The sequence below is a fragment of the Nocardioides sp. Root122 genome, from assembly GCF_001425025.1.
Classification (GTDB): Bacteria; Actinomycetota; Actinomycetes; order Propionibacteriales; family Nocardioidaceae; genus Nocardioides.
Window position 1 is genome coordinate 52,516 of record NZ_LMDE01000006.1, and the last position, 16,427, is coordinate 68,942.

The following is a 16,427-nucleotide window of genomic DNA, read 5'->3' on the forward strand; positions in this document are numbered from 1 at the left end:
GGTCGCGGTGGTTGGCGACCGGTTGGTCGCCCTCGCAGGACCAGACCGGGCCGTCAGCGGGCGGCGGCCAGCCGGCCCTTCAGCAGGGGTGCCACCGGGTGGTGCACGGGCAGGGCGGCGAGGCAGGCCTCCACCACGGCGGTGTCGTACGGCGCGAGGTCGCTGTAGCGCAGGACCGCGTCGGGGTCGGGGTGTGCGAGCAGCGCCTCGCGCACGCTGACCGCGAGGTAGTCGCCCATCTGGACCAGCGCCGGCGACTCCGTGCCGGGCAGCAGGTCGCCGCCGTAGGCGCGCACGGCGGCGCGCACGTCGCCGCGCCGCAGCAGCCGCTGCACCTCCTCCACGTCGGTGGCGACCGGCATCGTGAGCCGGTAGGGGCGCGAGGACAGCTGCCCGGCCAGCGCGGCCCGCAGGTGCGACACCTCCGCCTTGAGCGTCGAGGTCGTCACCGCGGCGTCTCCGTAGAGCAGCGAGTGGAGGTGCTCGACGGACAGCCCGGCCGGGTGCAGGGCCAGGAGGGCCAGGATCTCGGTCTGGCGGCGGTTGAGCAGCAGGCGCCGGCCGTCGAGCCAGACCTCGGCCGTGCCGAGCAGGGTCAGCGTGAGACCGGGCTCGTCCGGGCCCTCGTCGCCGCCGAGCACGCCACGCCGGTCGGTGGGCATCGCGCCCTCGATCAGCCGCGCCATCACCCGCGCCGTCGCCAGCCCGATCGGGTGGGTGCGCTCCCAGGTGGTCGAGAGGTCGATGACCCCCAGCGAGCGACCGGTCACCGGGTCGAAGACGGGAGCCGCCCAGCACACCCAGTTGTGCACGACCTCGGCGTAGTGCTCGGCGCTGAACACCATCGCCGGCGCCGCCGTCCGCCCGGCGATGGCCAGCGCGTTGGTGCCCACGCTGCGCTCGTCCCAGCGCCCGCCGGGGACGAAGTTGACGCTCTCGGCCTTGCGCCGCATCACCCGTCCGCCGTAGGTCCACAGGATCCGGGTCTGCTCGTCGGTGACCGCGATGACCAGGTCGCCGTCCTCGGCCGTGCGACGCAGCTCGTCCTGCACGCGCATCACCGCGGTCTGGAGCGGTGAGGCGTTCCAGAACTCGGCGGTGTCGCCCTCGTCGTCGAGCGGCGCCTGGGTGACCGTCGGCGAGACCACCCCGGAGAGCTGCCAGCTGCTCAGGATCTCGGGCCGCACCGCCTCGGACTGCTCGTCACCCTGGGCGACGAACCTCGTCCACGCGCGCACCGCGCTCACACGGCGTGCGTGCAGGTCTTCGCTGGTCATGGCGGCTCCACGGGTTCCCCTGAGGTCGCCGCCAACCTAGCCCGACTGTGACGCCCACAACAGGGAACGGGACCACTGGGTCCGTCGGGAGGTGCTGCTCCGGCCGGCCCGGCCGCCGGTCACCGCCCGTCGGGCGTCAGCGCCGCCGCACGAAGGTCGCGACGATGCCCGGGTGGTCGGTGACCATGTGCCGGTAGGGGCGGAAGGAGCGGATCCGGAAGTCCGAGTGGCGCTCGGCCATGACGTAGTCGATCCCGGACCCGCGACGGTGGTCGTCGGCGGAGTAGTTGGTCTCGAGCCGCAGCGGCTTGGTGATGCGCCCCTTGACGAGGTTCTCGCCCGTGTCGCGGTTCTCGGTGACGTTGCAGTCGCACATGGCGACGAACTGGTGCGCCTTGCGCGTGTCGTCCTTCAGCGAGCGGATCGCGCCGGCCATCCGCCACATCGCCTCCACGCCGCGACGGTTGGCGTAGTTGGGGCCGCCGGTGCGGCGGTTGTGGAGGTGGTTGGGCAGGTGGAAGCTGACCGCACGGATGGTGTGGCCGCTCGCGCGGTTGCGGAGCACGGCCACCACGCCGTACTGGTCGTGGGCGATCCGACCGGAGTAGCGCCGCCAGGTCGTGCCGGTGAGCAGGACCGACCAGGTCTTCTGGAGCTTCCACACGCGCTTGTCGAAGGCGATGGGGTTGTCGTCCGTGCCGGTCGGGCCGCTGGGCATCAGCAGGGTCCACGCCTTCGGCAGCGACGCGCGCAGGGCGGGACGGCTGAAGAGCCGCTCCTGGAAGCCGACGACCGAGGCGCCGCCGCCGATGACCTGGCTGATGTCGTGGCGCATGCCCGCGACGCGCATCCCCTTCTTCAGGTTGAGCGTCGCCACGGCGAAGCGGTTGCCCGAGGCTGCGGCGTGCGACGAGGCGGCAGCGTTGCGCTCCGGCTGGCGCGCCTGCGCGGGCGAGCCGGCGAGCAGCACGCTCGCCAGCAGCAGGAGCGCTGCGGCGGCGGAGAGGATCGGGCGGACGAGGACACGGGGGCGCACGGCGAGCAAAAACATCCCGAAGACCATAAGTGAGCCCCGCCCGACCGCCAACTCGCGGGCGGGGTGGGTCGCCCCGGCGACTCAGTCGTCGTGGTGGATCCGGCCCGCGGTGCTCGCCAGCCGCTCCCCCGACCCGCCCCACTGCCGGGCCACGATCTCGGCGGCGATGGAGACCGCGGTCTCCTCCGGGGTCCGGGCCCCCAGGTCGAGCCCGATCGGCGAGGAGAGCAGTGCGATCTCCTCCGCGGACAGCCCGGCCTCGACCAGCCGGCCGGTCCGCTCGTCGTGCGTGCGACGGGACCCCATCGCGCCGATGTAGGCAGGACGTACGTCGTCGGGCAGGCGCAGCGCCACCTCGAGGAGGGGGACGTCGAACTTGGGGTCGTGGGTCAGCAGCGTGAGCACGGTCCGTCGGTCGATACGACCGGCCTCGAGCTCGGCCTTCAGGTAGCGGTGCGGCCAGTCGACGACCACTTCGTCGGCACCGGGGAAGCGCGAGGTGGTGGCGAACACGGGGCGGGCGTCGCACACGGTCACGTGGTAGCCGAGGAACGAGCCGACCCTGGCGACGGCGGCCGCGAAGTCGATCGCCCCGAAGACCAGCATCCGCGGCTTGGGCGCGAAGCCCCACACGAAGACCCGCATGCCCTCGCCACGCCGCTCGCCGTCGGGTCCGTAGGTCATCGTGGCGTTGGAGCCGGCGGCGAGCAGACCGAGGGCGTCGTCGTGGACGGCCGCGTCCGCGCGCTCCGACCCGAGGCTGCCCTCGGCACGCACGTCCGGGCGCACGACCATCCGGCGTCCGAGCCAGGCCGGGTCGGGATGCTCGATCACGGTCGCCAGCGCCACCGGTCGTCCGGCCGCGACGTCGGCCGCGATGTCGCCCAGCTGGGGGAACGTCTCCCGCGAGACCTGCTCGACGAAGACGTCGAGGATGCCGCCGCAGGTCAGGCCGACCGCGAAGGCGTCGTCGTCCGAGACGCCGTACCTCTCCAGCACGGGCTCCCCCGTCGACACCACCGTCTGCGCCAGGTCGTAGACCGCGCCCTCGACGCACCCGCCCGACACGGACCCGACGGCCGTCTCGTCGGGACCGACGAGCATGGAGGCGCCGGGCGGCCGGGGCGCGGAGCGGAACGTGGCCACCACGGTGCCCACGCCGACGGTCTCGCCGGCCTCCCACCACTGCATCAGCTCGGGCAGCACGTCACGCACGCGCGATCACCTCCGTCAGGTCGGCGAAGGTCGCCAGGGAGTGGCCGGCGAGGAAGTGGTCGCAGTGCGGGAGCGCCGCGACGACCCCGCCCTGGAGCGGCTCGTAGCCCGCCTTGCCGCGGTGCGGGTTGACCCAGACGACGCGGTGCGCGACGCGCTTGAGCCGCGCCATCTGCGCGCCCAGCAGCTCGGCGTCGCCGCGCTCCCAGCCGTCGCTGAAGACGACCACGACCGCGCCGCGGGCCATCCCACGCTGCCCCCAGCGGTCGAGGAAGACCTTCAGCGTCTCCCCCAGCCGGGTCCCGCCGGACCAGTCCGGCACCACCTCGCCGGCGGCCACGATCGCGCGGTCGGCGTCGGGCGAGCGCAGCGCCCGCGTCACGTGGGTGAGCCGGGTGCCGACGGTGAACGTCTCGACGGTGCCCCCGCCCGCACGCCCGCACTGGGTCAGGCGGTGGGCGAGCCGCAGGAGGGCGTCGGCGTAGGCGCTCATCGACCCGCTGACGTCGACCAGCAGCACCACCCGCCGCGGACGGACCCCGCGGCGGCGCCACGCGATCTCCGCCGGCTCGCCCATCTGCCGCAGCGAGGCGCGCAGGGTGCGGGAGGCGTCGAGCTGCCCGCGGTGCCACCTCCGGTGTCGTGCCGTACGACGACTCGGCGGCCGCAGCGACAGCCGGGCGAACATCGCGTCGAGACGTCGCTTCTCGGCGGCGTCGAGGGTGGCCACGTCGCGGTGGCGCAGCACCTCGGCCGGGGAGGCCGCGGCACGCAGCACGTCCTCGTCCTCCTCCTCACCGCCCCCGCTGCCCTCCGCCTCGGGCAGCAGGTGCGCAGCGGCCGGGCGCGGGGTCTCCCTCGGCCGGGCCCGCGGCAGGCCGTCACGGGCGTCGAACCAGGCGGCGAAGACCTGGTCGTAGCGGGCGAGGTCGTCGGGCGAGCCGCACAGGGTCGCCCGGCCCGCCCAGTAGGTCGCCTGCCGGTCGCCGAGGCCGACGGCCGCCACCGCGGTCAGGAAGCCGTGCGCCCGGTCCTGGGTCACCGGCACGCCGGACGCCCGGAGCGCACGGGTGAAGCCCAGCAGCACCTCGTCGGCCTGGTGGCCGGTCACGGACTCCGTGGGGTGACTCATCGCGTCAACATCCGGTCCAGCGCGGCCTTCACCCGGTCCGCGTCCTCGCGGTACTTCAGCAGCGCACCCAGCGTCGCCGACGCCGAGGCGAGGTCGAGCTCGGCGGTGCCGAGGTAGGTGAGGGCGCGCGCCCAGTCGAGGGTCTCGGCAACGCCGGGCGGCTTGAGCAGGTCGTCGCGGCTGCGCAGCTGCTGGACGAGCTCGACGACCTGGCGAGCCAGCGTCTCGCTGACCTCGGGCGCCCGCGAGCGCACGATCTCCACCTCGCGCTCGAGGCCCGGGTGGTCGATCCAGTGGTAGAGGCAGCGGCGCTTCAGCGCGTCGTGGAGCTCGCGCGTGCGGTTGGAGGTCAGCACGACCAGCGGCGGCTCGGGTGCGGTGACGGTGCCGAACTCGGGGATCGTCACCTGCCACGTCGAGAGCACCTCGAGCAGGAACGCCTCGAACTCGTCGTCGGCCCGGTCCACCTCGTCGACCAGCAGCACCGCCGGCGCCTGCCGCAGCGCGGCCAGCACGGGCCGCGACAGCAGGAAGCGCTCGTCGTAGAGGCTCTTCTCGGCCTCGTCGGAGTCGACCTGGCCGGCCGCCTCGAGGGCACGGAGGTGCAGGATCTGGCGCGGGAAGTCCCAGTCGTAGAGAGCCTGGCTGGCGTCGATGCCCTCGTAGCACTGCAGGCGCACGAGCGGGAGGTCGAGGCTCTGGGCAAGGGCTTCGGCGAGGGCGGTCTTGCCGGTGCCGGGCTCGCCCTCGAGCAGCAGCGGTCGCTGCATCCGCGAGGCCAGGAACACGACCGTGGCGAGCTCGTCGTCGGCGAGGTATCCGGTCGCGCCCAGGCGGGCGGCCACGTCAGCGGCGGAGTCCATGGCTAGAGGCTACGACCCACCACGTTGGCCGGACGTTGGCCGGACGTCGGCCCGACGTCGGCCGACCCCGGGCTCAGCGCTCGTCCACGTCGGCGCCCGACGCGAGGTCGCCGCACTCGACCAGCGCGACCTCGTGGGCGGCGAGGTAGTCGCGCGCGCCCCGGTCGCCGGTGGCGCTCGCGACGACCCCGGCCCAATGGTCCCGGCCGAGCAGCACGGGGTGCCCCGGCACGCCGTCGTACGCCGCTCGGGCGAGGACGTCCGGGCCGGTGACCGCGCCGAGCAGGCGGGCCACCACCGCGGCGTCCACGTCCGGCAGGTCCACCAGCGACACGAGGGCCGCCTCGTGGTCGGTCGGCCCCAGCGCCTGCAGGCCGGCGCGCAGCGACGCGCCCATCCCCTCGGCCCAGTCGTCGGCCCGGATGCGCGAGACCGACATGGGCAGCAGGGCGGCGGCGCGCTCCGCCTCGGCCCCGAGCACGACCACGACCTCGGCGCAGGGACGCAGCGCCTGCACGGAGCGCAGCAGCCAGGACGTGCCGTCGGCGTCGCGGGCCAGCGCCTTCGGGCCGCCGAAGCGCTCCCCGGCGCCGGCAGCGAGCAGCAGGCCGACGGTCATGACCCCACCGTAGGGGCCCGGACGGCGGGCCGGGACGTCAGGCGCGGGTGGCCACCGTGAGCAGCACGACGGCGTCGGTGCCGGCGACGAGGTCGTGGCGCATGGGCGGGATGACGCCGTGCTCCCCCTCGTGCAGGTCGTAGGCCTCGCCACCGGCGTGCAAGGTCACCTCTCCCTCGAGCACCTGGAGCGTCGCCTCACCTGGGGACTCGTGCTCGCCCAGCCGGGTGCCGGCCGCCATGGCGATGAGGGTCTGGCGCAGGTCGTGCTCGTGCCCGCCGTGGACGGTGACGGCCGACCGGCCGGCGCTCGACGTGCGCGCGACCTCGAGCTGCTGGGCGGCGAGGGCGGTCAGGGACGTGGTCTGCATGGTGGCCTCCTGGCCTCAGTCGACGGAGATGGTGCGGCCCGGGTGGGCCCGTTCCCAGGCAGCGATGGCGGCGTCCCACTCGGGGCCGTTGAACTCGACCAGGGTGACGGGGAAGAGTCCGTCCTCCTCCTTGGAGATGTGCACCTTGAGCTCCTCCACCTCCTCACGCAGGCGGGTCCGGTCCGCCGCGCTGGTCATGTCGAGGCGGGCGAGCAGGGCGTCGAGCTCACGGTGCTCCGCGATCAGCGGGTCGATGTGCTCGCGGTAGAGCTCGTCGGTGCGCATCAGCGCGAACACGCCCTCCTCCTCGCCCTGCCAGTGCCTGACCAGCTCCGCCCGCATCTCCGCGACGGTCGCCTGCGCGTCCACGAGCGCGCCGCGACCGGCCTCCTCGAGGGCGCGGGCGCCGAGCGCCAGCGCGAGCTCGTGCTCGGCGATGTAGTCGCGGATCAGCGGGATCTGCCGGCACCCGCAGTAGTGGCACACGGGGTCAGCCGACCCGGTCCCAGCCGCGGCGCGGTGTCGCACTGCCGAGCGAGCGGTCGTCGCGCGAGCGGTAGACGACGTAGGGGCGGGTGAGATAGCCGACGGGGGCGGAGAAGACGTGCACGAGGCGGGTGAACGGCCACAGCGCGAAGAGGCCGAAGGCCACGAGCGCGTGCAGCTTGAAGCCGATCGGCGCCTCGGCCATCAGGTCGGCGTCGGGCTGGAAGGCGAGGAACGAGCGGTACCAGACCGAGACGCCCTCGCGGTAGTTGTACTCACCGCCCAGGCTGAAGATCGAGCCGGCGATGGTGTTCCACATGCCCAGCACGATGGCCGCGCCCAAGAAGGCGTACATGACCTTGTCCATCGGTGTGGTCGCCGAGAAGACCGGGCCGACGGTGCGCCGGCGGTAGACCAGGATCGACATCCCGACCAGGGCCAGGATCCCCGCCACCAGCCCGCCGATGACCGCGGCGTAGTGGTAGAGGTGGTCGTCGACGCCGACCGCCGCGGTCCACGAGCGGGGGACGAGCAGGCCGATGACGTGGCCCCCGACGACGCCGAGCATGCCGAAGTGGAACATCGGCGAGCCGAGCCTCAGCAGCCGGTTCTCGTAGAGCTGGGAGGAGCGGGTGGTCCAGCCGAACTTGTCGTAGCGGTAGCGCCACACGTGCCCGACCACGAACACCGCGAGGCAGAGGTAGGGGACGATGACCCAGAGGAAGGTGTTCATCTCGGTGCTCCTACGGGGATGTTGGCGGTCGCGATGAGGGCGGGTCCGCCCGTCAGCGCCGGGTCGGCGCCGTAGCCGGACAGCCCGACCTCCTCGGCCGGCGGGCCCTGCTCGACGAGACGGCGTACGGCCTCGGCCTCCTCGCCGACGAGGTCGCGCAGGGTGCCGCAGACGGCGCGCAGCGCGGCAGCCCACGGCGAGCCGGTGGAGCCGTCGTCGTTGCGCCACCCGGACAGGGCCAGGCGCAGCATCTCCACTCCGGCACGGTGGTCCTCCAGCAGCTCTCGCGCGACGTCGCCGTCCACCGTCGCGCCGAGCTGCAGCACGGCGCAGAGGTGGTCGGGCAGCTCGCCGTGGTCCTCGACCCACTCCACGCCGGCGCGTCGGTAGGCCTCCTTGAACTGCACGAGGGCCGCGCCGCGACGCCGGGTGTCGCCGTAGGCGAAGTAGGTCAGGTAGAGCGCGCACTTGCGCGTGTGGTCGAACGTCGCGACGTAGTCCTGCTGGAGCTCCGCGAGCGGCGTACGTCGCACGTGGTCGATGAGTCCGGCGAGATCGGGATGGTCCGGCACCAGCGCCTCGAGGTCGTCGAGGGACGACACCAGCTCCTCGGTCGGGTAGTCGAGCAGGACCGAGCACACTGCCCACACGCGGGTGGCGTCGTGGCGCTCGGCACTCCTGGAGCGGCGGAACCTCACGCGCCACCCCCGTCGCCGCGGGGCGGGAACATCCCTTCGGGAGTGCCCTTGCCGTCCCAGTTGAGGAGGTTGACCCGACTGGCCTTGTCGTCCGGCGCGGCCACGGTGTCGGAGGTCTGCCGGTCCTGGAGCATCCGGAAGTTCTCCACCGCGACCGGCGTCGGGTAGCCCGCGCCCTCGCCCAGCAGTGCCTGGTCGTAGAACGAACCAGCCGCGTCGAAGTCGACCGAGCACTCGGTCGCCAGCTCCTCCAGCGCGTGCGCCTGCTCGGCGTGGGCCGGCGGGATCACGTAGCGGTCGGCGTACTTGGCGATCGCCAGCAGGCGGAACATCTCGTACATCTCCTCCTCCGTCATGCCGACGGCGGCGGGGATGCTCGCGTCGGGCTCGCGCCCGAGGTTGATGTCACGCATGTAGGAGCGCATCGCGGCGAGCTTCTTCAACACGCCGTTGACCGGCTCGACATCGCCGGCCGTGAACAGGTTGGCGAGGTACTCGACCGGGATCCGCAGCGTGTCGATCGCCGCGAACAGGTTGCCGCGGTCCTCCGCGTCCTCGCCCGTCTCCTTGACGACGTCGACCACGGGCGACAACGGCGGGATGTACCAGACCATCGGCATCGTGCGGTACTCCGGGTGCAGCGGCAGGGCGACCTTGTAGTCGTTGATCAGTCGCAGCACGGGCGACTTCTTCGCCGCCTCGATCCAGTCGGCCTGGATGCCCGCGGCGAGCGCGGCCTGCTCGACCTCGGGGTCGCGCGGGTCGAGGAACACGCTGCGCTGCGCCTCGTAGAGGTCGTGGTCGTCCTCGACGGCCGCAGCCTCGAGGACCGCGTCTGCGTCGTAGAGCATGAGGCCGATGTAGCGCAGCCGGCCCACGCACGTCTCCGAGCACACGGTCGGGATGCCGACCTCGATGCGTGGGTAGCAGAAGGTGCACTTCTCGGCCTTGCCGGTCTTGTGGTTGAAGTAGACCTTCTTGTAGGGGCAGCCCGAGACGCACATGCGCCACCCGCGGCAGCGGTCCTGGTCGACGAGCACGATGCCGTCCTCGGCCCGCTTGTAGATCGCGCCGGAGGGGCACGACGCCGCGCAGGAGGGGTTGAGGCAGTGCTCGCAGATGCGCGGCAGGTAGAACATGAAGGTCTCCTCGAACTCGAGCTTGACCTTGTCCTCGATGCCCTTGAACATCACGTCGCGCGAAGCGTGCTCCTGTGAGCCACCCAGGTCGTCGTCCCAGTTGGCCGACCACTGCACCTGCATGTCCTTGCCGGTGAGCAGGCTCTTGGGGCGGGCCACCGGGAAGTTCTCCGACGCCGGCGAGTTCAGCAGCGTCTCGTAGTCGTAGGTCCAGGGCTCGTAGTAGTCCTCGATCGAGGGCAGCTTGGGGTTGGAGAAGATGGTGAGGAGCTTCTTCAGCCGCCCGCCGGCCTTGAGCGCCAGGCGCCCGTTGGGCTTGCGGACCCAGCCGCCCTGCCACTCGTCCTGGTCCTCGTAGGTCCGGGGGTAGCCGAGGCCGGGGCGCGTCTCGACGTTGTTGAACCAGACGTACTCCATCCCGGTGCGGTTGGTCCACGCCTGCTTGCAGGTCACCGAGCAGGTGTGGCACCCGATGCACTTGTCGAGGTTCATCACCATCGCCATCTGAGCCATGACGCGCATCTCAGTACTCCACCTTTGCCGTGCGCTTGCGGATCATCGTGACCTCGTCGCGGTTGTTCCCCGTGGGCCCGATGTAGTTGAAGAAGTAGGCCAGCTGCGCGTAGCCGCCGACGATGTGGCTCGGCTTCATCAGCGTCCTGGTGAGGCTGTTGTGGATGCCGCCGCGCTTGCCGTCCCGCTCGGTCAGGGGCACGTCGATCAACCGGTCCTGGGCGTGGTGCATGTAGACCGTGCCCTCCGGCATCCGGTGGCTGACGATGGCCCGGGCGGCCACGACGCCGTTGCGGTTGACCATCTCGATCCAGTCGTTGTCCTTGATCCCCACCTTGGCCGCGTCACGGTCCGAGATCCACACCGACTGGCCGCCGCGCGACAACGACAGCATGAACAGGTTGTCCTGGTACTCCGAGTGGATCGACCACTTGTTGTGCGGCGTCAGGTAGCGCACGGACACGCCCAGCTCGTTGACCTCACCGACGGGCGCCTCACCGAAGAGCGCCGACATGTTCAACGGCGGCCGGTAGACGGGCAGGGCCTCGCCCATCCCGAGGAACCAGTCGTGGTCGACGTAGAACTGCTGGCGGCCCGTGAGGGTGTGGAACGGCTTCTTGCGCTCGACGTTGATGGTGAACGGTGCGTAGCGGCGCCCACCCGACTCCGAGCCCGACCACTCCGGCGAGGTGATGACCGGGACGGGCGCGACCTGGGTGTCGGCGAAGGTGATCTGCTTGCCCTCGTGCTCGGCCGAGAGGTCGTGGAGCTCGGTCCCGGTGCGCTTCTCCAGGTTCTTGAACCCGAGCGTGGCCAGGTGGCCGTTGGTGGTGCCGGACAGGTGCAGGATGGCCTCCGCGCACTGGATGTCGGTCTCCAGGCGCGGCTGCCCGTCACCGGCCCCGCCCTGGACCACACCGTTGCGGTGGCGCAGGATGTCGATCTCGCGAGCGGCCGCGTAGGGCACGCCCTTGGTCACCATGCCGACGTCCTCGATGAGCGGACCGATCGACGTCATCTTCTCGTGGACCGCCGTGAAGTCGCGCTCGGCGACCACGAGCACCGGCATCGTCTTCCCGGGCACCGGGTCGACCTCGCCGGTCCTCCAGTCCTTGACCTCCCCGTGGACCGTCGCCATCGCCTCGGGGGTGTCGTGCCACAACGGCTTGGCGACGAGGTCCTTGCGGGTGCCGAGGTGGTCCACCGCGAGCTCGGAGAAGCGCTTCGCGATCGCCTTCCACGCCTCCCAGTCCGTCTTCGTCTGCCACGGCGGCGCGATGGCCGGGTTGAACGAGTGGATGAAGGGATGCATGTCGGTGGTGTTGAGGTCGTGCTTCTCGTACCACGTCGCGGCGGGCAGGACGATGTCGGAGAGGATCGTCGAGCTGGTCATCCGGAAGTCGATCGTCATCAGCAGGTCGAGCCGGCCCTCGGCTGCCTTGTCGGCCCACACGACGTCGCGCGGTCGCTTGCCCGGCGGCGCCTCCTGGGCGCTCTCCGCGCTGGTGGTCCCCAGGAGGTGCCGCAGGAAGTACTCATTGCCCTTGGCCGAGGAGCCGAGCAGGTTCGAGCGCCACAGGCTCAGGACCCGCGGGTGGTTCTCCTCCGCCTCGGGGTCCTCCACCGCGAACTTCAGCTCGCCCGACTTCAGCTGCTCGACCACGTAGTCGGCCGGGGCCTGACCGGCCTCCTCGGCCTGGTCGACCAGCGCGAGGCTGCTCCGGTTGAAGGTCGGGTAGCTCGGGGTCCAGCCCAGACGCACCGACTGCGCCAGCAGGTCCATCACCGTCTTGCCGGCGAACACCCCGGTCCCGGCGTCGAGGTCGTCGGCGTCGAAGGTGTCGTAGCGGTACTGGGACGTGTTGACGTACCAGTACGCGGTCTGGTTCATGTGCCGCGGCGGGCGCTGCCAGTCCAGGGCGAAGGCCATGTGCTGGAACCCCATCAGCGGACGCACCTTCTCCTGACCCACGTAGTGGGCCCAGCCGCCGCCGTTGCGCCCCTGGCACCCGGTGATGGTGGTGAGGACGAGCATCGCGCGATAGATCTGGTCGGAGTGGAACCAGTGGTTGGTGCCGGCACCCATCAAGATCATGCCGCGACCGTTGGTGTCGATCGCGTTCTGCGCCCACTCCCGGGCGATCCGGGTGACCTGCGCGGCGGGCACACCGGTGTGCTGCTCCTGCCAGGCGGGGGTGGCCGGCACCGAGGGGTCGTCGTAGCCGTGCGGGTCGGACTCGCTGGTGCGCGGCCAGACGCCGGGCAGGCCGTCACGGGCGACGCCGTACTGGGCGAGCATCAGGTCGAGGACGGTGGTGACGACGCGATCGCCCACACGGGCGATCGGCACGCCGCGTCGCTCGTGGACGACCTTGCCGTCGGCCGCGTCGAAGCGCGGCAGCTCCACCTCGACGGACTCGCGGGTCCCGCCCTGGTGGTCGCGGTACATGCTGAGCGCGGGGTCGATGTCGCCGAGCTCGAGGTTCCACTTGCCCACGCCCTCGTCGCCGAAGCGGTCGCCGATGGAGCCCTGCGGGATGCGCACCTCGCCGGTGGTGGCGTCGATGACGGCCGGCTTCCACATGGCGTTCTCGCTGTCGCCACCGAGGTCGCCCTCGACGAGGAACTTGCCGGGGCGATAGGCCCCGGAGCCGTCGGGCTCGAGGCAGACGAGGTGCGGCAGGTCGGTGTACTGCTTGTTGTAGGTCTCGAAGAAGGGCGTCGTGGAGTCGACGAAGTACTCCTTGAGGACCACGTGCCCCATCGCCATCGCCAGGGCACCGTCGGTGCCGGGTGCGGGGCTCACCCACTCGTCGGCGAACTTCACGTTCTCGGCGTAGTCCGGTGCGACGGCGACGACCTTCTGGCCGCGGTAGCGCGCCTCGGTCATCCAGTGCGCGTCCGGCGTGCGGGTGACCGGGACGTTGGAGCCCCACATGAAGAGATAGCCCGCATCCCACCAGTCACCCGACTCGGGGACGTCGGTCTGGTCCCCGAACATCTGGGGCGACGCGTTCGGCAGGTCGGCGTACCAGTCGTAGAAGGACAGCATGGGAGCGCCGATGAGCTCGAGGAAGCGCGCGCCCGAGACGTAGGACACCTGGGACATCGCCGGGATCGGCGAGAAGCCGGCGATGCGGTCGGGACCCCACCGCTTGACGGTGTAGACGTGCGCCGCGGCGATGATCTCGACGACCTCGTCCCACGTCGCGCGCACCAGCCCACCCTTGCCGCGAGCCTTCTTGTAGACCCGCGCCTTCTCCTCGTCCTGGACGATCGAGCCCCAGGCCACGACCGGGTCGCCGTACTGCTGCTTGGCCGCCCGGAACATCTCGAGCAGGACGCCGCGGACGTAGGGGTAGCGCACCCGCGTCGGGCTGTAGGTGTACCAGCTGAACGCGGCGCCACGCGGACACCCGCGCGGCTCGTACTCCGGGCGGTCCGGCCCCGTGCTCGGGTAGTCGGTCTGCTGGGCCTCCCAGGTGATGATCCCGTCCTTGACGTAGACCTTCCACGAGCACGAGCCGGTGCAGTTGACGCCGTGCGTGGAACGCACCACCTTGTCGTGGCTCCACCGCTCCCGGTAGAAGACGTCGCCCTCGCGGCCGCCCTTCTTGTGCAGGGTGCGCAGGTCGTCGCTCACCTCCGCCTTGGTGAAGAAACGCCTCCCGCCGATAAGAGCACTCTGCAGCTGGTTCTCCAGGTCGGTCACGAGGTGCCTCTCTTGAGGGATCAGGTCGGTCGAGCAGGTGTCGAGCAGGTGTCGAGCAGGTCAGGCCGAGACCGGCGTGGCCGGCGCGGACGCCGACGCCGTGCGCCGTACGACGAGCACGGTGAGGGCCAGCGTCAGCGCGGAGGTCACGGCCAGCAGCCAGAGGCCGACGGCGTAGGACTCGGTCTGGCCGTAGAGCCAGCCCATGAGCAGCGGCGGCACGAAGCCGCCGAGGCCGCCGGCGGCGCCGACCAGCCCGGTCACTCCGCCCACCCGGGCGGGCTCGGTGCTGTGCGCGATGAGGGCGAAGACCGCGCCGGAGCCGGCGCCGAGCGCTGCCGCCATCACCAGGAAGGCCATCGTGCCGAGCGTCAGGTTGCTGCCGCTGGCGGACGTCACGGGAGGGTTCGGCGCGGCGATCGCGGCGCAGACGGCGACGAGCCCGAACGCGGTGGCCAGCACGTGGATCGAGCCGATGCGGTCGGAGAGCCATCCGCCGACCGGACGCATCACGACCGCTACCACGACGAAGCCGGCCATCCGGTTGGCGGCGTCGGCCGGCTCGAGGCCGTGGGCGGTCTTGAGGTAGGTCGGCAGGAAGACGGAGAAGGCGACGTAGCCGCCGAAGGCCACGGCGTAGAGGACGCACGCCTGCCAGGTGATCGGCAGGCGGGCGTTGGCCGCCAGCCGCGAGGCGAGGCTCGTCGTGGGGACCACCCGCCCCGGCGCGTCACGCATCACCAGCCACGCCACCACGGCGTACACCGCGAGGACCGAGGCGGTGATCAGGAAGGGCACCGTGCGGCCCTGGTCCTGCGAGAGCGGCACGGTGGTGAGGGCGCTGATCGCCGTGCCACCCATGCCGGCGCCGAAGATGCCGACCGCCATGCCACGGCGCTCGGGCGGGAACCAGGCGTTGACGAAGGGGACACCGACGGCGAACGCGGTGCCCGCGATGCCGAGGAAGAAGCCGCCGAAGAGCATGAGGGAGTAGGAGTCGAGGGCGAAGAAGGCCAGGAAGAGCACCGGCACGATCGTCACCGCGGACACGATCGGGAACATCACGCGACCGCCAAACCGGTCGGTCAGCGCGCCGACGACGATCCGGCCGAGCGAGCCCACGATCACCGGGACGGCGACCATGAGGGCCACCTCCGACTGGCTGAGCTGGCCCAACGGGCTGGCGGCTCCCTGCTTGAGGTAGAGCGCACCGAGCGGGCTGATGAGCGCCCACGCCCAGAAGTTCACGGCGAACCCGACGGTGGCCAGGGCCAGCATCAGCCACGGATTGCCCGTGCGCGGGGAGGTGGGTGGGGTGGCGACGCTCATCGTGTGCTCCTGGATCACCGAGATTGAGGTCCTGCGAACAGCGCGAAGTTATTACGATGTGTCCGTGAAAAATATGCGCACGGCGACCGGGGCCGCAAGGGGGCGCGCCGCCGTGCTCGCCGCGCTCCTCGATCAGCCCGATCCCGTGGGGATCGACGCACTGGCGCAGGCCACGGCGCGCCACCCCAACACCGTGCGCGAGCAGGTGAACTGGCTCGTCGCGCACGGGCACGTGACCCGGATCCGCCAGCCCCAGGACGGTCGGGGCCGCCCGGCGTGGCTCTACGAGGCGCGCGGCTCGCGTCCCGGCGACGACGAGTACGTCGAGCTCGCCGCTGCCCTCGCCTGGCGGCTGCAGGACGGCTCCCCCGACGCGCACACCGAGGCCCTGGCCGCCGGGCAGCACTGGGGTGCCGACCTGGTCGACCGCAAGGGCGCGGTGCCCCTGCCGTCACCGGACGCGGGTCGCCGATGGACCGTCGAGCTGATGGACGAGCTGGGCTACGCCCCCGACGCCGACGAGGACGCGCGCACGGTGGTGCTGCGCAAGTGCCCGCTCCTGCAGGCTGCGCACCGATTCCCCGAGGTGGTGTGCACCGTCCACCTCGGCATGGTGCGCACGGCGCTGGAGCGCAACGGCGCGCCGCCCGACGAGGCGGACCTGACGCCCTTCAGCGCGCCCGGCGAGTGCCACCTGCGGCTCGGCCGCTGACGGCGGGGCTCAGCCGGCGAACGCCTCGTCGTAGAGCGCCTGCAGCTCCGGGGTGGTCTCGCCGGTGAACCCGCACAGGGTCACCCGGCCGTCGGTGGCGCTGACGAGGTAGGACTTCCCCTTCTCGAACTCGACGGCCATCAGCAGCGCGGCGAGGTCCTTCTCCGGCGTGGTGACCGTCACCGTGGCGGCGTCCCCGCCGGCGTACCACTGGTCGACGGCGAGCGTCGCGGTGCCGTCCTCGAGCGAGGTGACGGTGCCGGCGAAGGCGGTGTCGAAGGTGCCCAGGGTCTCCGCGGACGGGACGGCGCACTTGCCGGCCGTGGACGCGTCGGCGACGAGCTCGACGGGCTCGGCATCGGAGGTGGCCTCTGAGGTGGACTCGGAGGTCGTCGCGGCGGTGGACTCGGAGGTGTCGGCGGCGACCTGGTCGGAGTCGTCCGAGCCGCAGGCGGACAGGCCGGCGAGCGCGAGGACGAGGACGGGGACAGCGAGGACGCTGCGGGTTCGACGGGTGTTCACGATTCCTCCTGGGTGGGACCGGGCCGGCGTTCGCCACCGTGCCACACCCCTTGGACGCGGCCGGTCCCGGC

General features: G+C 71.8%; 15 protein-coding genes. 1 reads left to right on the plus strand and 14 read right to left on the minus strand.

What is annotated here, in order from left to right:
* Nucleotides 1-53 precede the first annotated feature (53 nt).
* From ASC64_RS07070 to ASC64_RS07130, 13 genes are all read right to left on the minus strand, one after another.
* On the minus strand, nt 54-1,277 hold the full coding sequence (locus ASC64_RS07070; RefSeq protein WP_056906844.1) for a histidine kinase: 1,224 nt from the start codon (nt 1,275-1,277) through the stop codon (nt 54-56).
* Between the two features lie 136 nt (nt 1,278-1,413).
* The gene (locus tag ASC64_RS07075; protein ID WP_156385069.1) at nt 1,414-2,328 is read right to left on the minus strand and encodes a hypothetical protein; all 915 of its coding nucleotides are present in this window, start codon (nt 2,326-2,328) and stop codon (nt 1,414-1,416) included.
* A gap of 66 nt (nt 2,329-2,394) precedes the next feature.
* A complete protein-coding gene (locus ASC64_RS07080) occupies nt 2,395-3,528 on the minus strand; it encodes an XdhC family protein (protein ID WP_056906846.1) in 1,134 nt (377 codons plus the stop codon).
* On the minus strand, nt 3,521-4,660 hold the full coding sequence (locus ASC64_RS07085; protein ID WP_056906847.1) for a vWA domain-containing protein: 1,140 nt from the start codon (nt 4,658-4,660) through the stop codon (nt 3,521-3,523). The genes ASC64_RS07080 and ASC64_RS07085 overlap by 8 nt, the downstream gene beginning before the upstream one ends.
* On the minus strand, nt 4,657-5,523 hold the full coding sequence (locus ASC64_RS07090) for an AAA family ATPase (protein ID WP_056906848.1): 867 nt from the start codon (nt 5,521-5,523) through the stop codon (nt 4,657-4,659). The genes ASC64_RS07085 and ASC64_RS07090 overlap by 4 nt, the downstream gene beginning before the upstream one ends.
* A 73-nt stretch (nt 5,524-5,596) precedes the next feature.
* Nucleotides 5,597-6,142, minus strand: coding sequence for a nucleotidyltransferase family protein (locus ASC64_RS07095; RefSeq protein ID WP_056906849.1), 546 nt, complete (start codon nt 6,140-6,142; stop codon nt 5,597-5,599).
* Nucleotides 6,143-6,179: 37 nt separating this feature from the next.
* Entirely contained in the window at nt 6,180-6,512 is a 333-nt protein-coding gene (locus tag ASC64_RS07100) for a cupin domain-containing protein (protein WP_056906850.1), read from the minus strand.
* Nucleotides 6,513-6,527: 15 nt separating this feature from the next.
* Entirely contained in the window at nt 6,528-6,998 is a 471-nt protein-coding gene (locus ASC64_RS07105) for a hemerythrin domain-containing protein (RefSeq protein WP_056906881.1), read from the minus strand.
* Nucleotides 6,999-7,002: 4 nt separating this feature from the next.
* Entirely contained in the window at nt 7,003-7,731 is a 729-nt protein-coding gene (narI, locus tag ASC64_RS07110; RefSeq protein WP_056906851.1) for a respiratory nitrate reductase subunit gamma, read from the minus strand.
* Nucleotides 7,728-8,429 (minus strand): nitrate reductase molybdenum cofactor assembly chaperone, encoded by a 702-nt coding sequence (gene narJ, locus ASC64_RS07115; protein WP_056906852.1) that lies wholly within the window; start codon nt 8,427-8,429, stop codon nt 7,728-7,730. The genes narI and narJ overlap by 4 nt, the downstream gene beginning before the upstream one ends.
* Nucleotides 8,426-10,090, minus strand: coding sequence for a nitrate reductase subunit beta (gene narH / locus ASC64_RS07120; RefSeq protein WP_056906853.1), 1,665 nt, complete (start codon nt 10,088-10,090; stop codon nt 8,426-8,428). Before narH ends, narJ begins: the two co-directional genes overlap by 4 nt.
* A 1-nt stretch (nt 10,091) precedes the next feature.
* Nucleotides 10,092-13,793 (minus strand): nitrate reductase subunit alpha, encoded by a 3,702-nt coding sequence (locus tag ASC64_RS07125; protein ID WP_200937502.1) that lies wholly within the window; start codon nt 13,791-13,793, stop codon nt 10,092-10,094.
* A gap of 60 nt (nt 13,794-13,853) precedes the next feature.
* The gene (locus ASC64_RS07130; protein WP_200937504.1) at nt 13,854-15,122 is read right to left on the minus strand and encodes an MFS transporter; all 1,269 of its coding nucleotides are present in this window, start codon (nt 15,120-15,122) and stop codon (nt 13,854-13,856) included.
* A gap of 64 nt (nt 15,123-15,186) precedes the next feature.
* Here ASC64_RS07130 and ASC64_RS07135 point away from each other — a divergent pair, with 64 nt between their 5' ends.
* Nucleotides 15,187-15,834: a helix-turn-helix transcriptional regulator gene (locus ASC64_RS07135; protein ID WP_200937506.1), complete on the plus strand. Its 648-nt coding sequence runs from the start codon at nt 15,187-15,189 to the stop codon at nt 15,832-15,834.
* 9 nt (nt 15,835-15,843) lie between these two features.
* Here ASC64_RS07135 and ASC64_RS07140 read toward each other — a convergent pair whose 3' ends face one another.
* The gene (locus ASC64_RS07140) at nt 15,844-16,356 is read right to left on the minus strand and encodes a hypothetical protein (RefSeq protein WP_056906856.1); all 513 of its coding nucleotides are present in this window, start codon (nt 16,354-16,356) and stop codon (nt 15,844-15,846) included.
* Between the last annotated feature and the right edge of the window lie 71 nt (nt 16,357-16,427).